At 72.2% G+C, this 26,191-nt stretch carries 24 protein-coding genes and 3 tRNA genes; 18 read left to right on the top strand and 9 right to left on the bottom strand.

The window, feature by feature from the left end; all coding sequences use genetic code 11:
- Positions 1 to 170: 170 nt before the first annotated feature.
- Positions 171 to 896, top strand: coding sequence for a cellulose biosynthesis protein BcsS (gene bcsS / locus BM419_RS04720; protein WP_091925046.1), 726 nt, complete (start codon positions 171 to 173; stop codon positions 894 to 896).
- Here bcsS and BM419_RS04725 read toward each other — a convergent pair.
- On the bottom strand, positions 863 to 2,461 hold the full coding sequence (locus tag BM419_RS04725; protein WP_091925049.1) for a cryptochrome/photolyase family protein: 1,599 nt from the start codon (positions 2,459 to 2,461) through the stop codon (positions 863 to 865). The two genes, bcsS and BM419_RS04725, sit on opposite strands and share 34 nt — an antisense overlap.
- 199 nt (positions 2,462 to 2,660) lie before the next feature.
- Between BM419_RS04725 and BM419_RS04730 the strand changes: the two genes are divergently transcribed.
- Positions 2,661 to 3,524, top strand: a complete 864-nt coding sequence (locus BM419_RS04730) for a formyltransferase family protein (RefSeq protein ID WP_091681999.1) — start codon at positions 2,661 to 2,663, stop codon at positions 3,522 to 3,524.
- An 82-nt stretch (positions 3,525 to 3,606) separates the two neighbouring features.
- Complete coding sequence (locus tag BM419_RS04735) at positions 3,607 to 3,948, top strand: hypothetical protein (protein WP_020092859.1); 342 nt, start codon at positions 3,607 to 3,609, stop codon at positions 3,946 to 3,948.
- A 16-nt stretch (positions 3,949 to 3,964) separates the two neighbouring features.
- Here BM419_RS04735 and BM419_RS04740 read toward each other — a convergent pair whose 3' ends face one another.
- Positions 3,965 to 5,008 (bottom strand): hypothetical protein, encoded by a 1,044-nt coding sequence (locus tag BM419_RS04740; protein WP_091925052.1) that lies wholly within the window; start codon positions 5,006 to 5,008, stop codon positions 3,965 to 3,967.
- 407 nt (positions 5,009 to 5,415) lie between these two features.
- On the opposite strand from BM419_RS04740, the gene BM419_RS04745 reads away from it, so the two are divergent.
- Positions 5,416 to 5,706, top strand: coding sequence for a PilZ domain-containing protein (locus tag BM419_RS04745; RefSeq protein ID WP_091925054.1), 291 nt, complete (start codon positions 5,416 to 5,418; stop codon positions 5,704 to 5,706).
- A gap of 18 nt (positions 5,707 to 5,724) precedes the next feature.
- Here BM419_RS04745 and BM419_RS04750 read toward each other — a convergent pair whose 3' ends face one another.
- Entirely contained in the window at positions 5,725 to 5,904 is a 180-nt protein-coding gene (locus tag BM419_RS04750; RefSeq protein WP_091925059.1) for a hypothetical protein, read from the bottom strand.
- A 262-nt stretch (positions 5,905 to 6,166) separates the two neighbouring features.
- Between BM419_RS04750 and BM419_RS04755 the strand changes: the two genes are divergently transcribed.
- Positions 6,167 to 7,105: an alginate O-acetyltransferase AlgX-related protein gene (locus BM419_RS04755; RefSeq protein ID WP_244540697.1), complete on the top strand. Its 939-nt coding sequence runs from the start codon at positions 6,167 to 6,169 to the stop codon at positions 7,103 to 7,105.
- A gap of 73 nt (positions 7,106 to 7,178) precedes the next feature.
- Here the strand turns inward: BM419_RS04755 and BM419_RS04760 are convergent, their stop codons facing one another.
- The 4 genes from BM419_RS04760 to aroA all read right to left on the bottom strand — a co-directional run bounded on the left by BM419_RS04760 (position 7,179) and on the right by aroA (position 9,744).
- Positions 7,179 to 7,466 (bottom strand): hypothetical protein, encoded by a 288-nt coding sequence (locus BM419_RS04760; RefSeq protein WP_012322505.1) that lies wholly within the window; start codon positions 7,464 to 7,466, stop codon positions 7,179 to 7,181.
- A 116-nt stretch (positions 7,467 to 7,582) separates the two neighbouring features.
- Positions 7,583 to 7,658: transfer RNA gene (locus BM419_RS04765), tRNA-Lys, on the bottom strand.
- A 92-nt stretch (positions 7,659 to 7,750) separates the two neighbouring features.
- Positions 7,751 to 8,389 (bottom strand): (d)CMP kinase, encoded by a 639-nt coding sequence (gene cmk, locus BM419_RS04770; RefSeq protein ID WP_091925572.1) that lies wholly within the window; start codon positions 8,387 to 8,389, stop codon positions 7,751 to 7,753.
- Positions 8,390 to 8,394: 5 nt separating this feature from the next.
- Positions 8,395 to 9,744: a 3-phosphoshikimate 1-carboxyvinyltransferase gene (gene aroA / locus BM419_RS04775; RefSeq protein WP_091925065.1), complete on the bottom strand. Its 1,350-nt coding sequence runs from the start codon at positions 9,742 to 9,744 to the stop codon at positions 8,395 to 8,397.
- Positions 9,745 to 10,011: 267 nt separating this feature from the next.
- On the opposite strand from aroA, the gene BM419_RS04780 reads away from it, so the two are divergent.
- The 3 genes from BM419_RS04780 to BM419_RS04790 all read left to right on the top strand — a co-directional run bounded on the left by BM419_RS04780 (position 10,012) and on the right by BM419_RS04790 (position 10,757).
- Positions 10,012 to 10,398 (top strand): TIGR02300 family protein, encoded by a 387-nt coding sequence (locus BM419_RS04780; protein ID WP_026604880.1) that lies wholly within the window; start codon positions 10,012 to 10,014, stop codon positions 10,396 to 10,398.
- Positions 10,399 to 10,550: 152 nt separating this feature from the next.
- Positions 10,551 to 10,626 (top strand) — tRNA-Ala (locus BM419_RS04785).
- A gap of 55 nt (positions 10,627 to 10,681) precedes the next feature.
- Positions 10,682 to 10,757, top strand: a tRNA-Ala gene (locus BM419_RS04790).
- A 236-nt stretch (positions 10,758 to 10,993) separates the two neighbouring features.
- Here the strand turns inward: BM419_RS04790 and BM419_RS04795 are convergent.
- The gene (locus tag BM419_RS04795) at positions 10,994 to 11,482 is read right to left on the bottom strand and encodes an Lrp/AsnC family transcriptional regulator (protein WP_020092868.1); all 489 of its coding nucleotides are present in this window, start codon (positions 11,480 to 11,482) and stop codon (positions 10,994 to 10,996) included.
- A gap of 180 nt (positions 11,483 to 11,662) precedes the next feature.
- Here BM419_RS04795 and mdeB point away from each other — a divergent pair, with 180 nt between their 5' ends.
- The 6 genes from mdeB (at position 11,663) to BM419_RS04825 (ending at position 19,277) form a co-directional block, all read left to right on the top strand.
- The gene (gene mdeB / locus BM419_RS04800; RefSeq protein ID WP_091925575.1) at positions 11,663 to 14,347 is read left to right on the top strand and encodes an alpha-ketoglutarate dehydrogenase; all 2,685 of its coding nucleotides are present in this window, start codon (positions 11,663 to 11,665) and stop codon (positions 14,345 to 14,347) included.
- A 76-nt stretch (positions 14,348 to 14,423) separates the two neighbouring features.
- On the top strand, positions 14,424 to 15,800 hold the full coding sequence (locus BM419_RS04805; protein WP_091925068.1) for a 2-oxo acid dehydrogenase subunit E2: 1,377 nt from the start codon (positions 14,424 to 14,426) through the stop codon (positions 15,798 to 15,800).
- A gap of 8 nt (positions 15,801 to 15,808) precedes the next feature.
- Positions 15,809 to 17,530: a dihydrolipoyl dehydrogenase gene (gene lpdA / locus BM419_RS04810; protein WP_091925579.1), complete on the top strand. Its 1,722-nt coding sequence runs from the start codon at positions 15,809 to 15,811 to the stop codon at positions 17,528 to 17,530.
- Positions 17,531 to 17,849: 319 nt separating this feature from the next.
- The gene (locus tag BM419_RS04815; RefSeq protein ID WP_091925071.1) at positions 17,850 to 18,458 is read left to right on the top strand and encodes a hypothetical protein; all 609 of its coding nucleotides are present in this window, start codon (positions 17,850 to 17,852) and stop codon (positions 18,456 to 18,458) included.
- Positions 18,459 to 18,492: 34 nt separating this feature from the next.
- Positions 18,493 to 18,903 (top strand): DUF2147 domain-containing protein, encoded by a 411-nt coding sequence (locus tag BM419_RS04820; protein ID WP_020092873.1) that lies wholly within the window; start codon positions 18,493 to 18,495, stop codon positions 18,901 to 18,903.
- Between the two features lie 104 nt (positions 18,904 to 19,007).
- A complete protein-coding gene (locus tag BM419_RS04825) occupies positions 19,008 to 19,277 on the top strand; it encodes a hypothetical protein (protein ID WP_012322495.1) in 270 nt (89 codons plus the stop codon).
- A 170-nt stretch (positions 19,278 to 19,447) separates the two neighbouring features.
- Here BM419_RS04825 and alaS read toward each other — a convergent pair whose 3' ends face one another.
- Positions 19,448 to 22,126 (bottom strand): alanine--tRNA ligase, encoded by a 2,679-nt coding sequence (gene alaS, locus BM419_RS04830; RefSeq protein WP_091925074.1) that lies wholly within the window; start codon positions 22,124 to 22,126, stop codon positions 19,448 to 19,450.
- A 229-nt stretch (positions 22,127 to 22,355) separates the two neighbouring features.
- On the opposite strand from alaS, the gene BM419_RS04835 reads away from it, so the two are divergent.
- The 4 genes from BM419_RS04835 to BM419_RS04850 all read left to right on the top strand — a co-directional run bounded on the left by BM419_RS04835 (position 22,356) and on the right by BM419_RS04850 (position 26,135).
- Positions 22,356 to 23,522, top strand: a complete 1,167-nt coding sequence (locus tag BM419_RS04835) for a transglycosylase SLT domain-containing protein (protein WP_091925077.1) — start codon at positions 22,356 to 22,358, stop codon at positions 23,520 to 23,522.
- Between the two features lie 120 nt (positions 23,523 to 23,642).
- On the top strand, positions 23,643 to 24,239 hold the full coding sequence (locus BM419_RS04840; RefSeq protein ID WP_082558049.1) for a NepR family anti-sigma factor: 597 nt from the start codon (positions 23,643 to 23,645) through the stop codon (positions 24,237 to 24,239).
- A gap of 72 nt (positions 24,240 to 24,311) precedes the next feature.
- Positions 24,312 to 25,241 (top strand): transglutaminase family protein, encoded by a 930-nt coding sequence (locus BM419_RS04845; protein WP_091925081.1) that lies wholly within the window; start codon positions 24,312 to 24,314, stop codon positions 25,239 to 25,241.
- 75 nt (positions 25,242 to 25,316) lie between these two features.
- Positions 25,317 to 26,135, top strand: coding sequence for a transglutaminase-like domain-containing protein (locus BM419_RS04850; RefSeq protein ID WP_042672245.1), 819 nt, complete (start codon positions 25,317 to 25,319; stop codon positions 26,133 to 26,135).
- Positions 26,136 to 26,191: the final 56 nt, after the last annotated feature.

Here is a 26,191-nt window from a genome sequence, read left to right on the forward strand (position 1 = left end):
AGTCCCGGCAAGCACAGCGCGCGCGCCGACGCACCTTTCCGAAGCAACCTCGTCCCTGCGACACGAAGATCGGCGCGCGAATCCGACAATTCCGGGGGATCACGAGCGGATCGCGATGAAACGTAGTTAATTTTCTCTTACCGTCCTCCGCAGACGTCGGAGGCTCGACTGTGCCGAACCAGCGCCCTCGCCCGAAGATCGCTGGACGCGCGCCCGTTCTCGCGGTTCTGCTCGCGGGACAGGCGGCCGTCTCGCATCCCGCCGGCGGCAGCGAGATCGACACGCTGCTGTTCGGCAGCCTCGATGCCGGCGGCGACACCTTCCTGACCGTCGGGGCGAAGGCCGGCCTCACCTCCCTCGCACAGGACGGTTTCACCGCGCTGGCGAGCGTCGGTGGCGGGCGGCGCGCGGAGACCGGTCCGGACGGCCCCCGCACGCGCTACACGGTCGCCGCCGCCGCCCTGGCCGGGTACCAGTGGGTCTTCGACTGGGGCGCGGTCGCGGCCTTTGCCGGGCCCGAGATCGCGCGGGAGATGCTGATCGCGGGGCCGCTCTTCGACGCCCTGCCGACGCGCTTCGGGCTCCGGCTCCACGGCGAGGTCTGGGCGCGCCCGAGCGAGGCGACGCTGCTCCAGGCGAGTGCCGTCGCCGGGTCGGCCCGCGGCAGCCTGTGGGCGCGCCTCGCCTGGGGCTACCGGCTCTGGGAGACCTATCTGGGTCCCGAGGCCGCCCTCTACACGGACAGGACCGGCTACGCGAAGTGGAGCGTCGGGCTGCACGGGACCGACTTCGCCCTCGGCCGGTACAGCTTTCGCGCGTCGGCGGGCCTCCAGTCCGAGAGCGGCCGGGGCCGCGCCTGCCCCTACCTGAGCCTGTCGGTCTGGTCGCCCCTCTGATCGGCGCTCGGCCGGGCCTCGAGGGTGTCGAGGAACGCGGCCGCGTCGCGGCGGATCTCGGCGCGGCGCCTGTCGCCCAGCCCGCGGAGTGTCCGGTACGGCATGGCCATCCGCTGATTGCCCGCCAGCCGGTCCTCGTTCTCGATGAGGAAGTTCCAGTAGAGATAGTTGAACGGGCACGCCTCCGGCCCGGCCTTGACCTTCACGTCGTACGCGCAGGACGCGCAGTAATCGGACATCCGGTCGATATAGGCGCCCGAGGCCGCGTAGGGCTTGGAGCCCATGACGCCGCCGTCGGCCCACAGCACCATGCCGTGGACGTTGGGCAGCTCGACCCACTCGTAGGCGTCCGCGAACACGATCAGGTACCATTCCTCAACCTGAGCCGGGTCGAGGCCGGCGATGAGGGCGAAGTTGCCGGTCACCATCAGGCGCTGGATGTGGTGGGCGTAGGCGTGGGCACGCGTCTCGGCGACGACCTGCGCGACGCAGTTCAGCGCCGTCTCGCCGGACCAGTAGAACCACGGCAGGTCGCGGTCCGCGCCGAGGGCGTTGCTGTCGCGGTAGGCGGGCATCCGGGCCCAGTAGAGGCCGCGCACGTATTCCCGCCAGCCGAGGATCTGCCGGATGAAGCCCTCGACGCAGTGGAGCGGCGCCGCGCCGTCGCGGTAGGCGCGCTCGGCGGCCCAGCACACCTCCTCGGCGGTGAGCAGCCCGGCGTTGAGGGCGGGCGACAGGAGCGCGTGGTACAGGAACGGCGCGCCGGTCTTCATCGCGTCCTGATAGTCGCCGAAGGTCGGCAGGGCGTCGGCCAGGAAGTGCCGGAGCGCCGCGAGGGCGTCGGCCCGGGTCACCGGCCAGGAGAAGCCGGTGAGATCACCGAAATGGTCTCCGAACTCGGCCTCCACGAGGGCGATGACCGCGCGCGTGACGGAATCGGGCTGGAAGCCGATCCGGTCCGGTGGACGATGCCCCCTGGGCAGGCGCTTGCGGTTCTCGGGGTCGTAGTTCCAGCGGCCGCCCGCGGGCTCGCCGTCGTCCATCAGGAGGCCTGTCCGGCGCCGCATGCCCCTGTAGAAGGTCTCCATCCGCAGGTGATGCCGGCCCTCTGCCCAGCGGGCAAAATCCTCGCGCGGGCACAGGAAGCGGTTGTCGGCACGGATCTCGACCGGAATCGCCAGGGTCTCGCGCCAGTCCTGCATCATCTCCCAGACGCGCCACTCGCCCGGCTCGGTCACCACGACCCGCTCCGGCCGGTGGCGCGCCACGGCGCGCTCCAGCTCGCCGGTGAAGCTGCCGGTGTTGCCCGCGTCGGTCAGGCGCACGTACGCGACCGTGATGCCCTCCGCCTCCAGCTCGGCCGCGAAGTGGCGCATGGCGGCGAACAGGAAGGCGATCTTCTGCTTGTGGTGGCGGACATACGTCGCCTCGTCGCGGACCTCGACGATCAGGACGACGTCGCGCTCGGCGTCGAGGTCGACGAGGCTCGACACCCGGCGGGTCAGCTGATCGCCGAGGACGAAGCGCAGGGTTCCGGACGGCGCGGCGCGGCGTTTCCCGGCCATGCCTAGACCTTCCCGTCCGGAGCGGAGCGTTCGCCATCCGCGGCGCGGCCGAACCCTCCGGTCCCGCCGTCGAAGATCACCCGAACCACGCCGTTCCCCCTTGCCACCGCCGCCGGCCCAATCAAGGTAGGCCCGGGGACGCGGCCGGGCAGGCGGCGGACCCGCGCCCTCCACGTGCACAAGGTCGCAGGCGGCAAACATGAAGTTCGCGTTCGCCGGCATCGACTTCCTCGGCGGGGTCTTCGAGGGTCTGCTGGACGCCGGCTGGACGCCGGTGAAGCTGTTCACGCGCCCCTGCGACGGGGTCTACGACCACAACGAGGTCGTCGTGGCCCGCGCCCGGTCCTTGCGGCTGCCGATCCAGCTCTCGCGGATCCGCGAGCGGGACATCGAGGCGCTCCAGGCCGAGCACGGGCGCGACTGGGCACTCGTGGTCGCGGGCTATCCCTGGCTCATCAAGGGCTGGAAGGGCCGCGCCGCCTACGGCCTCAACTTCCACCCCTCCCCGCTCCCGACGGGCCGCGGCCCCTACCCGCTGTTCCGGGCGGTCCTCGACCGCTACGAGACCTGGGGCGTCACCGCGCACGTGCTCGCCGACGGATTCGACACCGGCGATATCCTGGCGCAGGAGATCTTCGCCCTGAGCCCCCGCGAGAGCCACGAGACGCTGCTCGCCAAGTGCCAGATGGCGGCGCGCCGCCTCGCCGCGGGCCCCCTCGGCCGCGACCTGCCCAACCGCTGGCGGCGCTCCGAGCCGCAGGGGGACGGCTCCTACTGGCCGCGCGCGACCGACGCCGACCGGACACTCGACTTCCGGCAGGACGTCGAGACGGTCCTGCGCCGGGTGCGGGCCTTCGGCACGGTCGAGACGATCGCGCGGCTCGGCGATGCCCGGGTCTACGTGGCGGAGGCGCAAGGGTGGCAGGAGCGCCACGCGCACACGCCCGGAGCGGTGGTGCACCGCCACCGCCGCCACGTCGTGGTGGCGGCCCTCGACGGGTACGTCCAGCTGACCCGCTGGTCGCCGGTTCCCCTCGCGGAGGCCGGGCAGATCGGCCGCTGACCGGCCCGTCCGGGAACCCGAACGCCGACCCCGATGTTTCCGGCGGCCCGGGCACTCCGCCGGGGCCCCACGGGAGTCCGCCATGTCGACCCGCGCCAGCCTCGCCGCAGCCCTCGGATTCGCCGCGCTCTTCACCGGCTCCGCCCTCGCGCAGGCGGTGATCGTCACGCCCGACGAGTTCGGCCCCGACGACGACGTGGTGGTGCGCGACTACATCGTGCGCCGGCCGGTGGGTCCGGGCCCGATCGTCGGATCGATCCCGCTGCGGCCCGGCAGCATCGTGCCGCCCGACGTGCGGCTCGCGCCCTTCACGGAGGCCCCGAACCCGCGCCTGCGCCGCTTCGGCTACTTCGTGGCGCCGGGCGACAAGATCGTGGTCGTCGATCCCGACACCCGCGCGGTGGTGCGCATCCTGGACCGCTGACGGCCGGCGGCGGCGCTCACCAGTCGCTGAGCACCGCGCGCTTCCAGCGGTCGGGCGCGACGCAGCGGTACTCGTAAGCCTCGTCCCAGGCGTGGTCGCCGGGTGTGCAGGGCGCGCGGCTGCTCGCGGGCGGCCGCGGCAGGCTCTCGCGGAGGGAAGCGGCCTCGATCTGCCCGCTGTCGCTCACGCGCATGACCGGCCCGGCCGCCGTGCCGTAGACCAGATCGCGCCCGTCGAAGCCGAGGCTGCGGGAGAAGCCGCCCTCGCGGTTGCCGTCGAGCCCGATCGCCTGCCCGGCCGCGAGCAGCATCGGGACGCCGGTGAAGCGCGCGGCGGCGGCGTCGATGCCGATGCCGTAGGTCCCCTCCCCCTGGAACGAGATCGCCCGGTCGGTGATGGAGCCGGTGAGGTTGCCCATCAGGATCCCGTAGCCGGTATGGGCGCCCGGAACGCCGCCGGTGGAGATCTGCAGTCCGACCCGCTGGCGGTTGCGGTCGGTGGTCGGCGACTGCGCCGAGACGTCGATCTCGGCGCCGATGCAGGAGGCGACCGGATCGGCCTCGTCGGTCATGTCGACACAGTTGAAATTGCCGGCCCAGGAGGGCCCGACCGGCCCCAGCCCGTTGGGCTCCTTGAAGATCGTGCCGTTGACCGCGACGTTCTGCGCGCCGGTGCTCGCGAGGGCGCGGTTGTGCAGCTCGCCCGTGATCGTCCACTCGTAGCCAGCGTTGTGCGGGCCGGTGGATCCGAGCGCCCAGAGCGCCTTGTAGGTGTGGGTGGCCTCGCCCGACCCCTCCGGCACGTGCCGGTCGACCCGCAGCGTCGAGACCGGATCGAAGCCTTGCGGCCGGTTCCAGAGGAAGACGTGGCCGCCATCGAGGCCCATCACCCCGGTCCCCTGCACGCTGCGGGAGAAATTCGGCGGCCACGGCTGCGGTGCGGACGCCGGATCCGTCGCCGGCGCGGCGCGCGGCGGCTGTCCGGGCGCCTCGGCGGCCGCGACCGTCGGAACGCCGATCGCGAAGCACGCCATCAGGGCGGTGCCGGGGCGGATGCGCATGATCGTCTCCGGATATCCTCTCGGCGCGGCCTCGCCCAGGATCGCACTGGCAGAACCCGCCCGCGGGACCAGATAGGTTACAGCATCGCATCGGCGACGCCGGCCACGGGCGCCCGCGGATGCGGCACCCGCCGCGCCATGGGAGCGAGCCGATGACCGCCCTGCGATTCCTGCGCAATTGGTTCCTGGTGTCGATCCCGCTCGGCCTCCTGATCGGCCGGTTCATCAAGGCCGGCGAAGGGCCGCCGAGACGAGACCGGCGGTGATTACCGGAGACCGGTCCGATAGACAGGGCGCGACTTTCTATTCTGACGCGCGGACGTAGTTCATCAATAACATGTTAGCGAATCCGGCGCATTTTTACTGATATCGCGCCATACCGGCCGACCAGGGCAGGAACTTCGGCCGTGTCCCGCAACGCCAGCACCCCTGCCGCCGTCGTGGAACGCCGGGCGACCGAGCGGAGACCCACCGCCCTGCTGGCCTTCGCCCAGCAACGGGACGGCGCGCGCTATCCCTGCCAGGTCATGAACATCTCCGATCGCGGCGCGATGCTGGAATTCCTAGGCTCGCACACGGTGCTGCTGGAGGACGTGTTCGACCTCGTGCTGGCGAGCGCCGAGATGCGCTACGCGGTCCAGCTCGTCTGGCGGAAGGAGCGGACGGTCGGCGTCCTGTTCTGCGGCGAGGCCGTGTGAGAGGTCGACCCTGCGGGCTCAGACCGCGAGCGTCGCCATCAGCGTGAGCCCGACGGCCGGCAGCGCCAGCGCCAGGACCGCGAGGGGGTCGAGGGGTGCGGGCCGGCTCGCCGCGAGCCAGCGACGCTCGGCGAACTTCTCGGCCGCGAACCCGGACAGGACCAGGCCGCAGCCGACGAACGTGACAAGCGCGGACATGGGTCGACCCTTCTTCGCAACGCCGCGCCGTGTGATGCGCCTGACGGGAGTACCCGCGGCGCGGCCATAAAGTTTCACCGCGGCGCGGATACGCGGGCGAAAGCGGCGGCGCGCCGGGAAAGCCGCCGGCGCGCTCCCGCCTCTCCCGGGGACGAAGGGGTTGCAATCCCGCGCGGATCCGTCGAGGCGGGAGCCCAGCGTCATCGACGGGATTGTCGCGGACGGCGGGAGGCCGGAAGCTTTGAAGACGAGCGGCAACGGCGTGGCCGTCGGACACGATGGCTGGCTGTACTGGGTCGGACGCGCCCGCGAGGTCGAAGCCTTCTACGGCGACACCGCGACCTCGCGGCGGATCCTGAAGCGCTGGACGCGGCTCATCGGGCGGCGCGCGCGGCGCCTCGACGACCTCGGGATCCGGCACGTGCACACCGTCGTCCCCGACAAGCTCGCGATCTATCCGGACCTGCTCGGCCGCCCCTTCCCGGGGCTCGACGATCCGCCCGGGGTTCGGCTCGCCCGGCTGGTCGCCGGGGACAGCGGGGCCCCGATGGTCGACCTGCAGACACCGCTCCTGGCGGCGCGAGTCGAGGAGCCCGTCTACCTGCGGACGGACACGCATTGGACCTACCGCGGCTACCTGACGGCGTACCGCGCGCTCTGCGAGGCCCTGGACGCGCCGGTGGCGGCGCACGTCTTCGCGGGGACCGGCGCGACCGAGCGCTTCACCTTCGACCTCGGCGAGAAGCTCGTCCCGCCGGTCGACGAGGCGTACGTCGCCTACGATTTCGCGCGCCGCGCGGCTCGGATCGACGCGAACGCCCTGGTAGCCGTGCGGGAATCCGGCCGGGCGGTGCGGCCGCGCGGATTGTTCGTCGGATCCCGCGTCGTCCTGAGGAACCCGGAGGCTGCAGATCGGCGCCGAGTGGTGCTGTTCGGCGATTCTTACATCTACAGCCCGGGCGCCCGGCTCACGGCGATGCTGGCGGAGACCTTCGCCGAGGTGCACGCGATCTGGTCGGCGAACATCGACTGGGCCTACGTCGAGGACGTCCGGCCCGACATCGTCGTCTTCGAGATCGCCGAGCGGTTCCTGCGGCAGGTGCCGAACGACCGGATCCGCATCGATCGCTTCGCGGCGGCGCGCGCGCGGCGGGCCGTCCGCCTGACGCTCCGGGAGCGGATCCGGCGCTGGCTGCGCTGAGGCCGGCCGCTTCAGAAAGCGAGAGCCCCGCCGCGGTGGCGGCGGGGCTCTGCTCCCTCAGGTGCGCGGCGGCTCAGTAACCGCGGCCGTAATAGCCCGGGCCCCGGTCGAAGGCGCCCGCCGCGGCGGCGCCGGCGGCCGCGCCCGCGATGCCGAGACCGATGGCGGCCCCGGTCGACAGGCCGCGGTGACGGCGGTAGCCGAAATCGCGCCGGTGGCCGTAGCCGCGATCGTAGCCGCGGCCGTAGCCGTAGCCGTGGTGGCCGCCGTAGCCGTAGCCATAACCCTGCGCCTGGGCGCCGGTGGCGCCGAGCGCGCCGAGGGACAGGGTGACGGCGGAGATGAGAGCGAGCTTGCGCATCGGTGACTCCTTCGCAGTTGCGTTGGGACCCCAACCCAAAGCGCAACCAGGGGTTCCGATTTTCGTGTGGGCAGTGCGCCGACCGCGCCGGATGTCAAAAGTGAGGATCGAGGATGTGGTGAGCGCGCTGGGACTCGAACCCAGGACCTACAGATTAAAAGTCCGTTGCTCTACCAGCTGAGCTACGCGCTCGCGTCCCGGGCCGCGCGGCGGCCCGTCGGGGACGGCGCGTCCGCAATAGGTGAGCGGGACCGGGGGGTCAACACGACGGAGGTGGACAACCCTCAGGCCGCGTCGCCGCGGGTCCGCTCGACGATGTCCCGGGCCTCGTCGAAGGCCGCGTCCGCGTCGAGCTCGGTGGTGTCGAGCCGGACCGCGTCGTCGGCCATGCGCAGGGGCGCGGCGCTGCGCGACGCGTCCCGGGCGTCGCGGGCCTCGATGTCGGCCAGGATCGCCGCGAAGGTCGCCGCCTCGCCGCGGCCGGCCAGTTCGCGGTGGCGGCGGCGGGCGCGCTCCTCGGACGAGGCGGTGATGAACAGCTTCACCGCGGCCTCGGGGCACACGACCGTGCCGATGTCGCGCCCGTCGAGCACCGCCCCCTGCGGGTCGGCGGCGAAGCGGCGCTGCCACGCGAGCAGTCCGGCGCGGACCTCCGGCACCGACGAGACACGGGAGGCCGCCTCGCCCATTGCCCGCTCGCGCAGGCGCGAATCGTCGAGCCGACCGGCGTCGAGGGCCTGGGCCGCCCGCGCCGCGGCGGCGGCATCGTCCAGCGACAGACCGGCGTCGATCAGGGCAAGCGCCACCGCCCGGTAGAGGAGCCCGGTGTCGAGATGCGGCAGGCCGTAATGGTCGGCCAGACGCTTGGCGAGGGTACCCTTGCCGGACGCGGCCGGTCCGTCGATCGCGATGACGAGCGGCATGGCGGTCACGCCCCGATCTGGCCGCCGAGGGCCTGCATGGTCGGAAGGAAGCTCGGGAAGCTCGTGGCGATCATCGCGCCGTCATCCACCGTGACCGGGTTCCGCGCCGCGAGCCCCATCACCAGGAACGCCATGGCGATGCGGTGGTCGAGGTGGGTCGCCACCGTCCCGCCGCCCGGCGCCGCGGTGCCGTCGCCCTCGACCACGAGATCGTCGCCCTCGACCGCGTAGCGGACGCCGTTCGCGGCGAGCCCGGCCGCCACGGCCGCGAGGCGGTCCGATTCCTTCACCCGCAGCTCGTGCAGGCCGTTCATCCGGGTCCGGCCCTCGGCGAAGCTCGCCGCCACCGCCAGCACCGGGTACTCGTCGATCATCGCGGGCGCCCGCTCGGCCGGGACGTCGACGCCGGTCAGGCGGCTCGCGCGCACGCGCAGGTCGGCCACGGTCTCGCCGCCCTCCTCCCGCTCGGCCACGCGCTCGATCTGCGCGCCCATCTCCAGGAGCGTCGTGATCAGCCCGATGCGCAGCGGGTTCATCATCACGCCCTCGATCACCACGTCGGAGCCGGGCACGATCAGCGCCGCCACCAGCGGGAACGCCGCCGAGGAGGGGTCGGCCGGCACCACCACGTCGGTGCCGCGCAGGGTCGGCTGGCCCGTCAGCGCGACCCTGCGGCCGTGGCCGCCCGGACCGTGCGGCTCGACGCTGACCGCGGCGCCGAACAGGCGCAGCATCCGCTCGGTGTGGTCGCGGGTCGCAGCCGCCTCGATCACGGTCGTGACGCCGGGGGCGTTGAGGCCGGCCAGCAGGACCGCCGACTTGATCTGCGCGGACGCCGCCGGGGTCTCGTAGGTGATCGGGATCGCCTCCCTGGGACCCCGCAGGGTCAGGGGCACGCGTCCGCCCTCGGCCTCGGCCAGGACCTGCGTGCCCATCCGGGTGAGCGGGTCGAGGATGCGGCGCATCGGCCGCGAGCGCAGGGAGGCGTCGCCGTCGAAGGTCGCGGTCACCGGCTGCCCACCGACCACGCCCATCATCAGCCGCGAACCGGTGCCGGCATTGCCGAAATCGAGAACCTCGGCCGGGTCGCCGAGGCCGCCGATCCCGACGCCCCGGACCCGCCAGCTCCCGGCCCCGAGGCGCTCGACCCCTGCCCCGAGCGCCTTCGCGGCGGCGGCGGTGCGCAGGACGTCGTCGCCCTCCAGCAGGCCTTCGACCCGCGTCTCGCCCTGGCTGAGCAGGCCGAGGATCATCGACCGGTGCGAGATCGACTTGTCGCCGGGCGGGCGCAGGCGTCCGCGCAGCGGGGCGCCCGGCGCGGCGGTGAGGGGCTGGGGGGTCGAATCGTGCGACACGGGACGTCCGTTCGGGCTCTGAGACGTGGGCCTGGATCCGGCGCGTCGCGCGGCCCTGCCGCGGCGCTGCAATCGGACGGTGAAATCGCCGCGCCGTTAACACGGGCACCGCCCGCCGTCATCCATCCGCTGCCCGCGCCGATCCCGGGCGCCGCACGCGGGGGCGCGCCGCCCGAAACGCCCTGCGCGGGCTCGATTGACAGGCGCTTTCACCGCGACTAACGGGGCGCCTCCCCCGAGACAGTACTGACGACGAGGTGTCCGCCCGTGGCCCGACCGGAACTTGGCTTGAAGCGCCAGTGCATGAGCTGCGGCGCGAAGTTCTACGACCTCGCCCGCGATCCCGCGGTCTGCCCGAAATGCGGCGCGGTCTATCAGGCGGTGGCCACCTCCAGCCGTGCGGCCCCCCCGGCGCTGTCGCGGGGCCCGGCCAACACCGACGATGAGGACGAGACGGACGAGAAGGGCCCGGAGATGGTCTCCCTCGACGAGGTCGAGGCCGCCGAGGACGACGCGGATCCGACGCCCGAGGACGACTCGGTCGAGGACGGGGAATCCTCCGACGACGATACCTTCTTGGAGGAAGAGGATTCCGGCGACGACGACGTCTCCGACCTGATCGACGGCGATATCGAGAACGACGAGGAGGGCTGAGGCGGCCTCCGTCTCTCCCGACCAAAAACCCCCGGCGGCAGCGAAAAAGGGGTTGAGTCCGCGATGCGAGCCGCCTATAGAACCGGCCTCGCCGACCGCGACCCGGACCGGCGAGACCCCGCGGTACCCAAACCGCGGTGGATGTAAAAAGTGGGGCCTTAGCTCAGCTGGGAGAGCGCTTCCATGGCATGGAAGAGGTCATCGGTTCGATCCCGTTAGGCTCCACCATCCCACCCTCGCGCGACGCGGCCCTGTCGGGGACGCGGACCGCGTTTAAAAATATGGGGCCTTAGCTCAGCTGGGAGAGCGCTTCCATGGCATGGAAGAGGTCATCGGTTCGATCCCGTTAGGCTCCACCATTCCTCGCGTGCGCGACGCGGCCGTCCCGGCCTTCCGCGCCGTCAGGCAGATCCCCACAGCACCGTCCCTGCGCGCGCAGCGAAGCGATCCCGTCGGCGCGACGACTGAGGTCGCGCGGTCCTGAGTCACCACGCGTTGCTCGTGATGGCGGAGAGGAGATCGCCCGAGGGGTTCAGGCGGAACCCGTCCCGGCCGACCAGGCCCGCATCGGGACTCCTCGCTGTATCAATCCGGCTCAGCGGGTCAGGTGACCGAGCGGCAGCGCGGTCGTGTACTTCACCTGCCCCAGGGCGAAGCTCGAGCGGATGTTGGCCACGCCGGGGATCCGCGTGAGGTGGTCGAGGACGAGCTTCTGGTACTGGCCCAGATCCTCGACGACGACGCGCAGCATGTAGTCGGCCTCGCCGCTCATCAGGTAGCACTCCATCACCTCCGGGCGGCTGCGCACCGCCTCGTCGAAGGCCTGGAGCGCGGCCTGGGTCTGCTTCTCAAGCGACACGTGGACGAAGACGTTGACCGCGAGCCCGAGGCTCAGCGGGTCGACCACCGCCACGCAGCCGCGGATCACCCCCGCCTCCTTCAGGTCGTTGACGCGTCGCCAGCACGGCGACGTCGACAGGCCGACTCGCTCCGCGAGATCCGCGATGCTGATCTCGCTGTCCTGCTGCAGGCACTCGAGGATGCGCAGGCTCGCGGCGTCGAGGGCGGCCGGTCGGGCGGGCATGCGATCGGTCTCCGGTCGGGAGCCGCGTGCGCGGTCTGGGGCGCAGGATGCGGCATGTTTTGCCGCCTACAGCCCGCATTTCGGAATATCAATCCGTGAGCGCCGGCATCGCGGCAAATATCCGGCATGTCCCGCCGCCGCGATCCTCGTATGATCGCGCCGACCAGGGAGGCCGCGCCGATGAACGCCATACCGCCGAAAGCCACGATCGCGCGGTCCGCCGAGGTGGATCACGATCCGGCCGAGACCCAGGACTGGCTCGCCGCGCTGGAATCCGTCTTCCGCACCGAGGGCGCGGCCCGGGCGCGCTTCATCCTCGATCGCCTGGAGCGCCGCTCGAAGGAGATCGGCATCCTCGACGAGGCCCTGCCCTACTCGCCCTACCGGAACACGATCGCGCTGGAGAAGCAGCCGCGCTACCCCGGCGACCTCGACATCGAGGAGCGCCTGACCTCGATCATGCGCTGGAACGCGCTGGCCATGGTGGTGCGTGCCAACATGGCCTACGGCGAGCTCGGCGGCCACGTGGCGAGCTACGCCTCGGCGGCGGAGCTGTTCGAGGTCGGCTTCAACCACTTCTTCAAGGGCGGCACGGACGGCGACCTCGTCTATTTCCAGCCACACTCGGCGCCGGGCGTCTACGCGCGGGCCTTCCTCGAGGGCCGGCTGTCCGAGGAGCAGCTGAAGCATTACCGCCAGGAGATCGCCGGCGACGGGCTCTGCTCCTACCCGCATCCCTGGCTGATGCCGGATTTCTGGCAGGTCCCCACCGGCTCCATGGGCATCGGCCCGATCCACGCGGTCTATCAGGCCCGGTTCATGCGCTACCTCGGCGACCGGGGCCTCGCCGACACCACCGGCCGGCACGTCTGGGGCGTGTTCGGCGACGGCGAGATGGACGAGCCCGAGTCGATCGGCGGCCTGGCGCTCGCCGCGCGCGAGAATCTCGACAACCTGACTTTCGTCATCAACTGCAACCTGCAGCGGCTCGACGGGCCGGTGCGCGGCAACGGCCAGATCATCCAGGAGTTGGAGAGCCTGTTCCGCGGCGCCGGCTGGAACGTCATCAAGGTGCTGTGGGGCTCGGAGTGGGACGGGATCTTCGCCCGCGACACCAACCACGCCCTGCTGCGCCGCTTCGCCGAGACCGTCGACGGCAAGTACCAGACGCTCGGTGCCAAGGACGGCGCCTACAACCTCGCCCACTTCTTCGGCGAGGATCCGGAGGTGCGCGAGCTCGTCGCCCACATGTCGGATGCCGACGTCGACCGGCTGAAGCGCGGCGGCCACGACTTCCGCAAGCTCTACGCGGCCTTCGCGGCTGCCAAGGCCACCAAGGGCCGGCCGACGGTGATCCTGGCCAAGACCAAGAAGGGCTACGGCATGGGCGGCGCGGGCGAGTCGCGCATGACCGCCCACCAGGCCAAGAAGCTGGACGTCGACGCGCTGCGGGCGTTCCGCGACCGGTTCGCGCTGCCGCTGTCGGACGCGCAGGTGGAGGGCCTGGCCTTCTACAAGCCGGCCGAAGACGGCGCCGAGATGCGCTACCTGCGCGAGCGGCGCGAGATGCTCGGAGGCGTCCTGCCGGCCCGCCGCCGGACGGCGCCGACCGTTCCGGTCCCGGCACTCTCGACCTACGCGGGCTTCGCCCTCGAGGCCGGCGGCAAGGAGATGTCGACCACCACCGCGGTGGTGCGCCTGTTCGGCAACCTGCTGAAGCACAAGGATCTCGGGCCGCGCATCGTGCCGATCGTCGCCGACGAGGCGCGGACCTTCGGCATGGCCAACCTGTTCCGGCAGGTCGGGATCTACGCGCCGCAGGGGCAGCTCTACGAGCCGGAGGATGCGGGCTCGATGCTCTACTACCGCGAGGCCCGGGACGGGCAGCTCCTCGAGGAGGGCATCACCGAGGCCGGGGCGATCTCGTCCTGGACGGCGGCGGCCACGTCCTACAGCGTCCACGGCCTGTCGATGCTGCCGTTCTACATCTACTACTCGATGTTCGGCTTCCAGCGGGTCGGCGACCTGATCTGGGCGGCGGCCGACCAGCGGGCCCGCGGCTTCCTGATCGGTGCCACGGCGGGCCGCACGACGCTCGGCGGCGAGGGCCTGCAGCACCAGGACGGTTCGAGCCACATGCAGGCGGCCGCGATCCCGAACTGCCGGGCCTACGATCCGGCCTTCGCGTACGAGATGGCGGTGATCGTCGACCGGGGCGCCCGGGCGATGATGGAGGAAGGCGAGGACGCCTTCTACTACCTCACGGCGATGAACGAGAACTACGCCCAGCCGTCCATGCCGCAGGGGGCGGAGGCCGGGATCCTGAAGGGCATGTACCGCCTGTCGGGGCCGGAGGCCGGACAAGGGACGGGCGCCGCTGTGCGGCTCCTCGGCTCCGGGGCGATCCTGCCGGAGGTGATCGCGGCGGCGGCGCTGCTCGCGCAGGATTTCGGCGTCGCGGCCGAGGTGTTCAGCGTGACGAGCTTCAGCGAGCTGGCCCGCGATGCCCGCGAGGCCGAGCGGCAGGCGATGCTCAACCCGGAGGCCGAGGCGCCGGTCAGCCACGTGGCGGCGCTGCTGCCGGGCACGGCGCCCATCGTCGCGGCGAGCGACTACGTCCGGGCCTACCCGCAGCTGATCGCCTCCTACGTCGGCGCGCGCTTCGTCACCCTCGGCACCGACGGGTTCGGGCGCAGCGACACCCGCAACGCGCTCCGCCGGTTCTTCGAGGTCGACCGGCAGCACGTGGTCATCGCCGCCCTGCACGCTCTGGCCGAGGCCGGCACGGTGCCGCGCGCCGCGGTGGCGGACGCGATCCGCCGCTACGGCGTCGCGGCCGACGCGCCCGCGCCCTGGACGATCTGAGGCCGGGCGCCCCGTCGCGGGGCGCAGCCCGCCCCCACCCCCTTTTCGAACGCCCGAGCCACGGACATCCGACCGCATGAGCGCCGCGCTGCAGATCGCCCTCCCGGATATCGGCGACTACCGGGACGTGCCGGTCATCGAGCTTCTGGTGAAGCCCGGCGACCGCCTCGCGGTGGACGACCTGATCCTCAGCATCGAGTCCGACAAGGCCACCATGGAGGTCCCCTCCCCGGTCGCCGGCATCGTGCGCGAGTTGCTGGTGTCGGTGGGGACGAAAGTGTCCGAGGGCACGCCGATCCTCACGGTGGAGCCTGCCGAGGGCGGCGGGGTCGAGACCCCGGCGGCACCGCCTGCCGCGGCCGCAGCGCCGTCGGCTTCCGGGCAGGGCGCGGGTCCCCGCTCCCGTGCGGGAGAGGGACAGGGTGAAGGATCCGGGTTGTCCGGAGACGGCCACCCCTTCACCCCAGCCCTCGCCCGCACGGGAGGGGGAGCCGGTCGCGCCTCGCCGGAGCCGACGCGGGCCGACCCGATCCAGGCGACAAGCGGCGACGTGCATGCCAGCCCGTCGGTCCGCCAGCTCGCGCGCGAGCTGGGCGTCGGGCTCGACCGCGTCGCCGCCACCGGCCCGAAGGGGCGGATCCTGCGGGAGGACGTGCACGCCTTCGTCAAGGCGGCCCTCAACGCGCCGGCCCAGGCGCCCGCCGCCGCGTCCGGCATCGGCGCCGGCCTGCCGCCCTGGCCGGAGGTCGACTTCGCCAAGTACGGGCCGGTGCGGCGCGAGCCGCTGTCGCGAATCCAGAGCCTCTCGGGGGCCAATCTCAGCCGCAACTGGCTGACGATCCCGCACGTCACCAACTTCGACCGGGCCGACGTCACCGAGATCGAGTCGTTCCGGGTCGGCCTCAACACGGAGACGCGCACGCCGCCCGCCCGGGTCACCATGGTGGCCTTCCTGATCAAGGCGGCGGCATCGGCGCTGCGCGCCTATCCGCGCTTCAATTCCTCCCTGGAGGGCAGCGACCTCGTCCTGAAGGACTACGTCCATGTCGGCTTCGCGGTGGACACGCCGAAGGGCCTGATGGTGCCGGTGGTGCGCGACTGCGACCGCAAGGGCCTCATCGAGATCGCCACCGAGATGGCCGCGATGGCCGAGAAGGCCCGGGCCGGAACCCTCCCGGGTTCCGACATGCAGGGCGGCTGCTTCTCGGTCTCGTCGCTCGGCGGCATCGGCGGCGACGGCTTCACCCCGATCATCAACGCCCCCGAGGTCGCGATCCTGGGCGCGGCGCGCTCGCGCACCGAGGCGGTGTGGGACGGCAAGGCCTTCCAGCCGCGCCTGATCCTGCCGCTCAGCCTGTCCTGGGACCATCGCGTCGTGGACGGCGTCGCCGCCGCCCGCTTCCTCGGCCACGTGGCCTCGGTCCTGTCGGACCTGCGCCGCGCCCTCCTGTGACCGCCGCCATGCCCGAGACCCTCGACATCCGCGTCCCCGATCTCGGGGACTACGCCGACGTGCCCGTCATCGAGATCCCGGTGGCGCCCGGCCAGCCGGTCGCCAAGGATCAGACCATGCTGGTGGTCGAATCCGACAAGGCGACGCTGGACATCCCCTCCCCCGCGGCGGGCCGCCTCGTCGAGATGCTGGTCGGCCTCGGCGACACGGTCTCGGCCGGCACCCTCGTCGCCCGCCTCGCGGTCGAGGCGACCGACGCGCGCGGCGAACCGGCCCCTGCCTCGGCCCCGACCCCCACGCCCGCCGCGCCGCCGCCGAAGCCGCAGGCCGGCGCTGGCTGCGATCTCCTGGTGATCGGCGGAGGACCGGGCGGCTACTCGGCTGCCTTCCGGGCCGCCGATCTCGGGCAGCGGGTCATCCTGGTCGAGCGCCACGCGACCCTCGGCGGCGTCTGCCTCAACGTGGGCTGCATCCCCTCGAAGGCGCTGCTCCACGTGGCCGCGGTCACCGAGGAGGCCGTCCGGCTGGCCGCGCACGGGATCAGCTTCGGCGCGCCGACGGTCGATCTGGAGAAGCTGCGGACCTTCAAGGCCGGCACCGTCCGCCGCCTCACCGACGGGCTCGCCCAGATGGCGCGCCAGCGCAAGGTCGAGGTGGTCCGCGGGACAGCCCGCTTCACCGGGCCCGACACGGTCTCGGTGACGCTGCACGACGGCGGCACGCGGGACGTCACCTTCACGGGCGCCGTCGTGGCGGCGGGCTCCGCGCCGGTGGCCCTGCCGATGCTCCCGGACGATCCGCGGATCGTGAATTCCACCGGGGCGCTGGAACTTCCCGCCGTGCCGCGCCGGCTCCTGGTGATCGGCGGCGGCATCATCGGCCTGGAGATGGCGACGGTCTACAGCGCGCTCGGCGCGCGGGTCGACGTGGTCGAGCGCCTGCCCGGCCTGCTCGAGGGCGTCGACCGGGATCTCGTCAGCGTCTGGACGAAGCGCAACGCTCACCGTTTCGACCGCGTCCTGACGGGGGTCGAGGTCGTCTCCGCCGAGGCGAAGCCGGACGGGATCGCCGTGACCTTCTCGGGGAAGGCCGAGTCCGGAACCTACGACCTCGTGCTCCAGGCCGCCGGCCGCCGGCCCAACGGGGCGACGCTCGGTCTCGACGCGGCCGGCGTGGCGCTGGACGGCGGCTTCGTGCCGGTGGACGCCCAGATGCGCACGAACGTGCCGCACATCTTCGCCATCGGGGATTGCGTCGGCCAGCCGATGCTCGCCCACAAGGCGGTGCATCAGGGCCACGTCGCCGCCGAGGCGGCCGCCGGCCACAAGGCCGGGTTCGACGCCGCCGTGATCCCGTCGGTCGCCTACACCGACCCGGAGATCGCCTGGGCCGGGCTCACCGAGACGGCCGCGAAGGCGGCCGGGCGGGCCGTCGAGGTGGCGCGCTTCCCCTGGGCCGCTTCGGGCCGGGCCATCGCCAACGGCGCCGATTACGGCCTGACCAAGCTGCTTTTCGACGCGCAGACCAAGCGCGTCGTCGGCGGCGCCATCGTCGGCCCGAGCGCCGGCGACATGATCGGCGAGGTCGCGCTGGCGATCGAGATGGGCGCCGACGCCACCGATATCGGCCGGACGATCCACCCCCACCCGACCCTCGGCGAGACGATCGGTCTCGCGGCGGAGGCCGGGCTCGGCCTCTGCACCGACCTGCCGCCAGTCGCCCGTCGGTAGACACGACGTCGGCGCCGGGCCGGTCCGCCCGGCGGCTCGACGGATCGCCGCGTCTTGTATAGATCTCGGCCCGCGTCGCCGGCTCGGCCGGGAAGCCGTCCGGTCGGAGCGTTCTGCCGGGCCTCGATGCGGCGGCACGTGGCGAAGATCTGGTGGTTCAGCTGGGAGGATATGATCCGAGATGCTGTGGCACACCGGAAAGTCTTTCCGCCATGCCGTCCGCATTTTGCCATTACTGGCACGGGATCGAGCGGCGCGCGGGGCCCCGCGGCCCGCAACGGCCGCACAGGCGTTCCGGGTACCGCCCCTGGTCCTCGCCGTGCTGCTGGGATCGGGCGCGGTGACCGGGGCGCCGAGTTGGGCGCGCGATGCCGCCGAGGCGCCGAAGCCGGCCGATACGCCGTCCGCCGCCGACGGGCCGCAGGCGCTCATCGCCTCGCTGCGGAGCCGTATCCTCGCGGCGCACAGCGCGACCTTCGCCCTCGAGAGCTGGTGTGCCGACTACAAGCTCGCCGGGGACCCTCACCTCGTGGCGGAACGCGTGCCGGTCGCCGACAAGCCCCTGACGGCCGCGCAGCGCGCCCGTCTCGCGATCGGCCCGGACGAGCCGGTGCGCTACCGCCGCGTCCGCCTCGCCTGCGGGGACCGCGTCCTGTCCGAGGCGGATAACTGGTACGTGCCGGCCCGGCTCACGCCGGAGATGAACGCGACGCTGGACACCACCCGCACGCCCTTCGGCCGGGTCGTGCGTCCCCTCGCCCCGGTGCGCAGCACCGTCGAGGTGCGCGCGCCGGTCCGGAGCGCCACCCCCGGACCGGACGATCCGCTCTTCGAGATCGACGCCGTGCTGTCGACCGGGGCCGGGCAGCCGTTCTGCGAGGTCGTCGAGACGTATCTGGGCGGTGCGCTGCCGCAGGCATCGCGGTAGAACCCAGCCGCGTTCTCGGTTGGGAGGAACAGGTATGGGTTCGAGGTTTCGTCGCGCGGTTCTGGCCCTGCTCGCGACGGGCGCGGCGTGCGCGCCGGCCCTGGCGGCCGATCCGGCCGGCGTATGGCTGACGGAAACCGGCAGTTCGAAGGTCCGCATCGCGCCCTGCGGCGGCGGCTTCTGCGGCACGATCATCAGCGCACCCGGGAAGGGGCTCGACGCGAAGAACCCGGATCCGGCCCTGCGTGGCCGCAGCGTCGTCGGCGTCCAGATCCTCGACGCGCGACAGCCCGAAGGCGGCGGCTTCTCGGGGTCGCTCTACAACCCGAACGACGGCAAGACCTATTCCGGTTCGCTGAAGCTCACGGGACCCGACTCGCTCGAGGTCTCCGGCTGCGTCATGAGCGTGTTCTGCAAGCGGCAGACCTGGACGCGCGTGAAGTGATCGCGCGCGGCGGGCGCCGGGGCGAGGCGGTGCCGCGTCGCAACAACGCGGGATCGATCGCGCGCGACTGAGGTTGCCTGGGCCTGGAACCAGCAAGGATTCTCATGACCCGGACATGTCTCGCCGCCCTTCTCGCCCTCGCCACCGTCGCGCCGGCCAGCGCCCAGGTCGAGGCCCGGCCCGTCGCGCCCGCTCCCGGCGCGCCGGGCGTGGTGAGCCAGCAGATCGACGCCACCGGGAACGAAGCCGCCGTGAGCTACTCGCCCACCGGCCGGCCGGCCGACACGATCTCCAACAACTCGGCGGCAGCGGGCAACGCCAACCAGCCGTCGCGGGTCGCGCCGCAGGGCGGTGGCGGCGGCGGCAGCCGGTGATCTCGCCTGATCCCCGGTGACCCGAGCGGCGCAGGACCCGCGAGGGGGCCGCGATGTTCGCCCGGGGCCGGAACGGGCGCGGGAGCCTCTCGGGGCGACCGCGCCGGTCTCGCGGAGGACGATCGGGCCGCACCCGTCACGGGTGCGGCCCTTCCACGGCGCGTCGTGCCTCAGGCGGCCTCGGTGAGGGCCTGCGCGACGGCGTCGAGGGCGGCCTCGGCCCCGGCCCCGTTCGGGCCGCCGGCCTGCGCCATGTCGCGGCGGCCGCCGCCGCCCTTCCCGCCGAGCGCCCCGGCCCCTGCCCGGACCAGCCCGACCGCGTCGTAGCGCGCGGTCAGGTCGTCGGTGACGCCGACCACCAGCCCGGCCTTGCCGTCCGGTCCGACGCCGACCACCGCCACGATGCCGGAGCCCAGGCGCTTCTTCTCCTCGTCGACGATCGGCTTGAGGTCGCGCATGTCGAGCCCCTCGATGACGGAGCGGCGGAAGGCCACCCCACCAATCTCGGTCTGCTGCGCGCCCGAGCCCGGGCCGCCCTCGCCACCCATGGCGAGCTTGCGACGGGTCTCGGCCAGCTCGCGCTCCAGGCGGCGCCGGTCCTCCATCAGCGCGGTCAGGCGGTCGGGCGCCTCTGAGACCGGCGCCTTGAGGATGCCGGCGAGCGCCGCCAGCGTCCGGGCCTCCTCGGCCCGGTGACGGCGCGCCGCGTCGGCGGTCAGCGCCTCGATCCGGCGCACGCCCGCGCCCACCGCGCTCTCGGCCACGATGGTGATCGCCCCGATATCGCCGGTGCGCGCGGCGTGGGTGCCGCCGCAGAGCTCCACGGAGAAGTTCTTGGCGCGCGGTTGCGCGGCGGCGCCGTCGACCGGAAGCCCCATCGAGACCACCCGCACCTCGTCGCCGTACTTCTCGCCGAACAGCGCGCGGGCGCCCGACGCGATCGCGTCGTCAACGGCCATCAGCTTCGTGACGACGGGTGCGTTCTGCAGCAGCACCGCGTTGGCGATGTCCTCGACGCGGCCGAGCTCGTCGGCCTCGATCGGCTTCGGGTGGCTGATGTCGAAGCGCAGCCGGTCGGGGCTGACCAGCGAGCCCTTCTGGGCGACGTGGTCGCCCAGCACCTGCCGCAGGGCCTCGTGGAGCAGGTGGGTGGCCGAGTGGTTGGCCCGGATCGCCCTGCGGCGGGCGTTGTCGACCTTCAACTCGACCGGCTGGTCGAGGCCCACCGTCCCCTCCTCCACGGTGACGTGATGGACGAACACGTCGCCGAGCTTCTTCTGGGTGTCGGTCACCCGCGCCCGCACGCCCGGCGCCAGGATCAGGCCGGTATCGCCGACCTGGCCGCCCGACTCCCCGTAGAACGGCGTCTGATTGACGAGGACGAGCCCGGTCTGGCCCGCCTCGAGGGTCTTTACCTCGGCGCCGTCGCGCAGGAGCGCCGTCACGATGCCCTCGGCGGTCTCGGTCTCGTAGCCCAGGAACTCGGTGGCGCCGACGCGCTCGCGCAGGCCGAACCACACGGTCTCGGTGGCCGCCTCGCCCGAGCCCTTCCAGGCCTCGCGGGCCGCCTGCTTCTGGCGCTGCATCGCGGCCGCGAAGGCGTCCGTGTCCACGCCGATGCCGCGGGCCTTGAGGGCATCCTGTGTCAGGTCGAGGGGGAAGCCGTAGGTGTCGTAGAGCGTGAAGGCGGTGTCGCCGGAGAGCTTGTCGCCTTCCTTGAGCTCACGGCTCTCGGCGTCGAGGATCGACAGACCCCGCTCCAGGGTGCGGCGGAAGCGGGTCTCCTCCAGCTTCAGGGTCTCGGCGATCAGGCTCTCGGCCCGCATCAGCTCGGGGTATGCCTGGCCCATCTCGCGGACCAGCGTCGGCACGAGGCGGAACATGGTCGGCTCGCGGGCGCCCAGGATCTCGGCGTGGCGCATGGCGCGGCGCATGATTCGGCGCAGCACGTAGCCGCGGCCCTCGTTGCCCGGCAGCACGCCGTCGGCCACCAGGAACGACGCCGCGCGCAGGTGGTCGGCGATCACCCGGTAGGAGGCCAGCGTCGCGGGCTCCGGCGCCCGCGAGACCGCGTGGGCCACGGCATCGATCAGGGCGCGGAACAGGTCGGTGTCGTAGTTCGAGTGGACGCCCTGGAGGATCGCGGCCATGCGCTCCAGGCCCATGCCGGTGTCGATCGACGGCCGCGGCAGCGGGTTGCGCACGCCCGGCTCCAGCTGCTCGTACTGCATGAACACGAGGTTCCAGAACTCGAGGAAGCGGTCGCCGTCCTCGTCCGGCGAACCGGGCGGTCCGCCCTGGAGCGCCGGGCCCTGGTCGATGAAGATCTCCGAGCAGGGGCCGCACGGGCCGGTATCGCCCATCTGCCAGAAATTGTCGGAGGTCCCGATCCGGATGATCTTCTCGTCCGGGAAGCCGGCGATCTTCTTCCACAGGCCGGCGGCCTCGTCGTCGTCGGCGTAGACGGTGACGAGGAGCTTGTCGGGCTTGAGGCCGAACTCCTTGGTGATCAGCGTCCAGGCCAGCTCGATCGCGCGGTCCTTGAAGTAGTCTCCGAACGAGAAGTTGCCGAGCATCTCGAAGAACGTGTGGTGGCGCGCCGTGTACCCGACATTGTCGAGGTCGTTGTGCTTGCCGCCGGCCCGCACGCATTTCTGCGCGGTCGTCGCCCGGTCGTAGGCGCGCTTCTCGATGCCCGTGAAGACGTTCTTGAACTGCACCATGCCGGCGTTCGTGAACATCAGCGTCGGGTCGTTCTTCGGCACGAGGCTCGAGGACGGCACGACCTCGTGGCCCGCCTTGGCGAAGTAGTCGAGGAAGGTCGACCGGATCTCGTTGACGCCGCTCATCGGGGCTGACTCTGGCAGGACGGACGGGAAAGGGCGGCCGCGCGTCATCCGCCCGGCGCCCGCATGGCGCCCTCTTAAGGAGGGATGCCGCGGGAGTCACGGGCGGCCTGCCCCGAAATCTCCTCGGGACGCCCCAACTCGGCCACAAGCACGGCCGTGTTGTCGCCACATCTGTCAAGCGATGGTGAGTCCGTAGCGCCACAGCGGCGTGTGGAGAGTCGGGATAACGATGCAGGGCCGCACGGTCGGATCGCCGAGGACCATCACCGGCAAGCAGGGCCATTTCGGCTCGAGCCGCGCCGACGTGATCGCCGCACAGCCCATGCTGGGCCGTGCCCATGGCAGCCGCCCCGCGCTGTTCCGCTCCCTGCTCACCGTCTCGATGATCGCCGGCGGCCTCAGCGCCGCGCTGATCGGGTCGGGCGTGGACCTCGCCAAGGTCGGCCTGTCGCCGGCCGTGTCGGTCGCGGAGGCCGCCACCGAGCTCCCGATGCCGCGCCCGCGCATCCACACCGTCGCCCTCAGCACCCCGCTGGAGCAGACTCCGCTGCGCGCTGCCGCGAGCTTCGCCCCGGTGCACGACCTCGACACCGAGCTCGGCTCCAACACGGTCGACCGCGTGTCGTACGACTTCCTGCTGTCCGAGAGCGCCGTCGGCGATCCGAACGACATCCTCGAGTTCGGCCCGATGAAGATCCGGCGCCACCTCGTGCAGACGATCGTCCGGGCGGCCCAGGCAGTCCAGACCGATCCGGTGCTGCTGATGGCAGTAGCCGACAAGGAATCGAGCTTCGTCACGGCGGTCCAGGCCAAGACCTCCTCGGCGACGGGCCTCTACCAGTTCATCGAGCGGACCTGGCTCGGCGTGGTTCGCGACTTCGGCGCCAAGTACGGGCTGGAGAAGGACGCGGCGCTGATCACCTCCGACGCCAACGACCGGCCGGTGATCACCGATCCGGCGGAGCGCGCCCGGGTGCTGGAACTGCGCCGCGACCCGTACCTCTCGGCGCTGATGGCCGGCGAGATGCTGAAGCGCGACGCGGCCCGCATCGCCCTGCGCATCGGCCGCGAGCTGACCCTCGGCGAGGTCTACCTCGCCCACTTCCTCGGACCGGACGACGCCGAGGAGTTCCTCGCCAACGTCGTGAACAAGCCGGCCGCCGCCGCGGCGGCCCTGCTCCCGGGGCCGGCCCGGGCCAACCGCTCGATCTTCTTCGCCGCCGGGCGCTTCGTCGGGCGCGGCCGCCACCGCAAGCCCCTGAGCCTGTCGGTCGCGCAGGTGCATGAGAAGTTCGAGGCGATGATGAGCACCCGCGGGACGCGCTACCAGAACGTCCGCCAAGTCTCTGGAATCATGGCGTATGCCGACGCCGACGCCGGGCTCGCCACGCAGTAACGGCTCTGTGACGCCGGGCGGGATTCCGAACGCCCGGCGCAACCAGCGGCGGATTGCCGACTTTCCTCCTTCGAGCGCCGCATCCTCGGGCGGCGCGGAAGTCGACTTCGGGGGGAGTCCTTGAAAAAGCACCAGACGAGCGCACCCCTGCCGCTCACCGATACGCTGTCACCGGGTATTCCGCTCGATCAGATCGGTCAGAAACTGGCGTCGTTCTACGATGATCTGGTCACCGAGGGCGTGCCCGAACACCTCGCGGCCCTGGTCCGCCGCGTGCGGCAGAACGAGGGCGACGAGGCCGCCCCGGGCGCGCCGAGCGTCGTGGCGGCCGAGGCCGGTCCGCCGCGTCTCGCGCTCGTCGTGGAGGACGATCCCGAGATCCGCGCACTCGCCGAGACCCTCTTGGAGGAAACCGAGCTCGACGTGGTCGGCTGCGACAGCGCCGAGGCCGCCCTGTCGGTCCTCCAGGCGCGCGGGGGCGACGTCGCCCTCGTCTTCGCCGACGTCCGGCTGGCCGGCGAGATGGACGGCCTCCAGCTCGCCCGCGCGGTGGCGACCCTGTGGCCCCGGGCCCGCCTGGTGATCACCTCGGGCCACGGCATTCCCCGCCCCGAGCTGCCGGCCGAGGCCGTCTTCATCGCCAAGCCGTGGCGCCCCCTCGACGTGCTGGTCGAGGCCGAGCGCGCCGCCGCCGACCCGGCCCCGCCGGTGGTCTGAGGCGTTCCGCGCGGCCGGGCCCGGCCCTTGCATCGCCGGTGACCGCGTCGGCGCGAGCCCGGAGCCTGCGACTTGCCGATCCTCTCCGTCCGCCACCGCACGGCCTACCGGTACCGGCGTCCGGTCGCCTTCGGCGAGCACCGGATCATGTTCCGGCCACGCGACAGCTACGATCAGCGGCTGATCGCGGCGACCCTCGACATTGCCCCGGAGCCGGCCGCCCTGCGCTGGCTGTTCGACGTGTTCGGCAACTGCGTGGCGGTCGCGACCTTCGACACCCGCGCCGAGACCCTGACCTTCGACTGCGGCATCACCCTCGACCACACCCCGGAGCACGCACCGGTCTTCCCCCTGGCGCCGCACGCGACCCACTACCCGTTCGGCTACGGGGCGGAGGACATGCCGGACCTCGCCCGCTCCATCGAGCGGCAATGGCCGGACCCGCGGCACGAGGTCGATGCCTGGGCGCGGAGCTTCCTGCCGCCGCAGGGCCGTATCCCGACGCAGGAGCTGCTGGCCGCGATGACGCGCAGCGTGCGGGCGAACTTCACCTACCTCGCCCGCTCCGAGAAGGGCGTGCAGGACCCGCTCACGACCCTGCGCACGAAGCTCGGCTCGTGCCGGGACTTCGCGGTGCTGATGATGGAGGGCGTCCGGGCGCTCGGCATGGCCGCCCGCTTCGTCTCCGGATACCTCTACAACCCGCGCAACGACCGGGCGCGTCACGTCGGCGGCGGCTCCACCCACGCCTGGCTGCAGGTCTACCTGCCGGGCGCCGGCTGGGTCGAGTTCGACCCGACCAACGGCATCGTGGGCAACCGCGACCTGATACGCGTGGCGGTGACCCGCGATCCGGCCCAGGCCGTGCCGCTGCACGGCTCCTTCTTCGGCCTCGCCAGCGACGATCTCGGCATGCGCGTCGACGTCGACGTGGTGGAACTGCCTGCCGACGGGCCGGCGGCCCGAACCGTGCAGGGGCCGGAGACGACCCTGGCGCGTTGAGTTCGCGCGCACCCGGACTCGGAACGAGCGTGCGTGGCGACTCCGCGCGGACGGCGACAGAGCAAGGTGGCCCCGATGAAGATCAGGACCGGTTTCGATATCGCTTTCACGCTGTCGCAGCCGACACCGATGATCCTGATGCTGAGCGTCCATCCCTCGCGGATCGACGACGTGCTGACCCCGCACGCGATCGGGTTCGATCCGCCGCTCGAGGCGCGGACGTACCGGGACGGCTTCGACAACATCTGCCACCGCATCGTCGCGCCGCCCGGTCAGCTGACCATCGCGGCCGACTTCACGGTCGAGGATTCGGGCGAGCCCGATCCGGTCGTGCCGGACGCCCGGCAGATCCCGGTCCAGGACCTGCCCGACGACGTCCTGATCTTCCTCCTGGGCTCGCGCTACTGCGACACCGACAAGCTCTCGCAGACCGCGTGGTCCCTGTTCGGCGGCACGCCGGAGGGCTGGGCCCGCGTCCAGGCGATCGTCGACTACACGCACGAGCGGATCCGCTTCGACTATCAGCGCGCCGACGCGACCCGGAGCGCGCACGACGCCTTCATGCAGCGCGAGGGCGTGTGCCGGGACTTCGCGCACCTGGCGATCACCCTGTGCCGGTGCATGAACATCCCGGCGCGCTACGCCACCGGCTACCTCGGCGATATCGGCGTGCCGAAGGACCCGGCGCCGATGGATTTCTCCGCGTGGTTCGAGGTCTTCCTCGAAGGGCCAGAGGGGCCGCGCTGGTACACGTTCGACGCCCGCCACAACCGGCCCCGCATCGGCCGCATCGTCATGGCCCGCGGCCGCGACGCCACCGACTGCGCCATCTCGACCAACTTCGGCTACGCCCACCTCGCGCGCTTCGACGTCCACACGGACGAGGCCCCCTGAGCCGCGCACGCGTTCGTGATATCGCGCACCGCACGGCCAAGCCGGCCTGCGTATTC

Source organism: Methylobacterium sp. yr668 (assembly GCF_900116245.1).
GTDB lineage: Bacteria > Pseudomonadota > Alphaproteobacteria > Rhizobiales > Beijerinckiaceae > Methylobacterium.

Bases quoted from the DNA above. Each gene is read 5' to 3' on its own strand.
- BM419_RS04730 (WP_091681999.1), top strand. From the start codon at position 2,661: ATGAAGTTCGCGTTCGCCGGCATCGACTTCCTCGGCGGGGTCTTCGAG.
- BM419_RS04760 (WP_012322505.1), bottom strand. From the start codon at position 7,466: ATGCGCAAGCTCGCTCTCATCTCCGCCGTCACCCTGTCCCTCGGCGCG.
- BM419_RS04850 (WP_042672245.1), top strand. From the start codon at position 25,317: ATGAAGATCAGGACCGGTTTCGATATCGCTTTCACGCTGTCGCAGCCG.
- lpdA (WP_091925579.1), top strand. From the start codon at position 15,809: ATGCCCGAGACCCTCGACATCCGCGTCCCCGATCTCGGGGACTACGCC.
- cmk (WP_091925572.1), bottom strand. From the start codon at position 8,389: ATGCCGCTCGTCATCGCGATCGACGGACCGGCCGCGTCCGGCAAGGGT.
- mdeB (WP_091925575.1), top strand. From the start codon at position 11,663: ATGAACGCCATACCGCCGAAAGCCACGATCGCGCGGTCCGCCGAGGTG.
- BM419_RS04750 (WP_091925059.1), bottom strand. From the start codon at position 5,904: ATGTCCGCGCTTGTCACGTTCGTCGGCTGCGGCCTGGTCCTGTCCGGG.
- BM419_RS04820 (WP_020092873.1), top strand. From the start codon at position 18,493: ATGGGTTCGAGGTTTCGTCGCGCGGTTCTGGCCCTGCTCGCGACGGGC.
- alaS (WP_091925074.1), bottom strand. From the start codon at position 22,126: ATGAGCGGCGTCAACGAGATCCGGTCGACCTTCCTCGACTACTTCGCC.
- BM419_RS04735 (WP_020092859.1), top strand. From the start codon at position 3,607: ATGTCGACCCGCGCCAGCCTCGCCGCAGCCCTCGGATTCGCCGCGCTC.
- BM419_RS04825 (WP_012322495.1), top strand. From the start codon at position 19,008: ATGACCCGGACATGTCTCGCCGCCCTTCTCGCCCTCGCCACCGTCGCG.
- BM419_RS04795 (WP_020092868.1), bottom strand. From the start codon at position 11,482: ATGCCCGCCCGACCGGCCGCCCTCGACGCCGCGAGCCTGCGCATCCTC.
- BM419_RS04835 (WP_091925077.1), top strand. From the start codon at position 22,356: ATGCAGGGCCGCACGGTCGGATCGCCGAGGACCATCACCGGCAAGCAG.
- BM419_RS04740 (WP_091925052.1), bottom strand. From the start codon at position 5,008: ATGCGCATCCGCCCCGGCACCGCCCTGATGGCGTGCTTCGCGATCGGC.
- BM419_RS04725 (WP_091925049.1), bottom strand. From the start codon at position 2,461: ATGGCCGGGAAACGCCGCGCCGCGCCGTCCGGAACCCTGCGCTTCGTC.
- BM419_RS04805 (WP_091925068.1), top strand. From the start codon at position 14,424: ATGAGCGCCGCGCTGCAGATCGCCCTCCCGGATATCGGCGACTACCGG.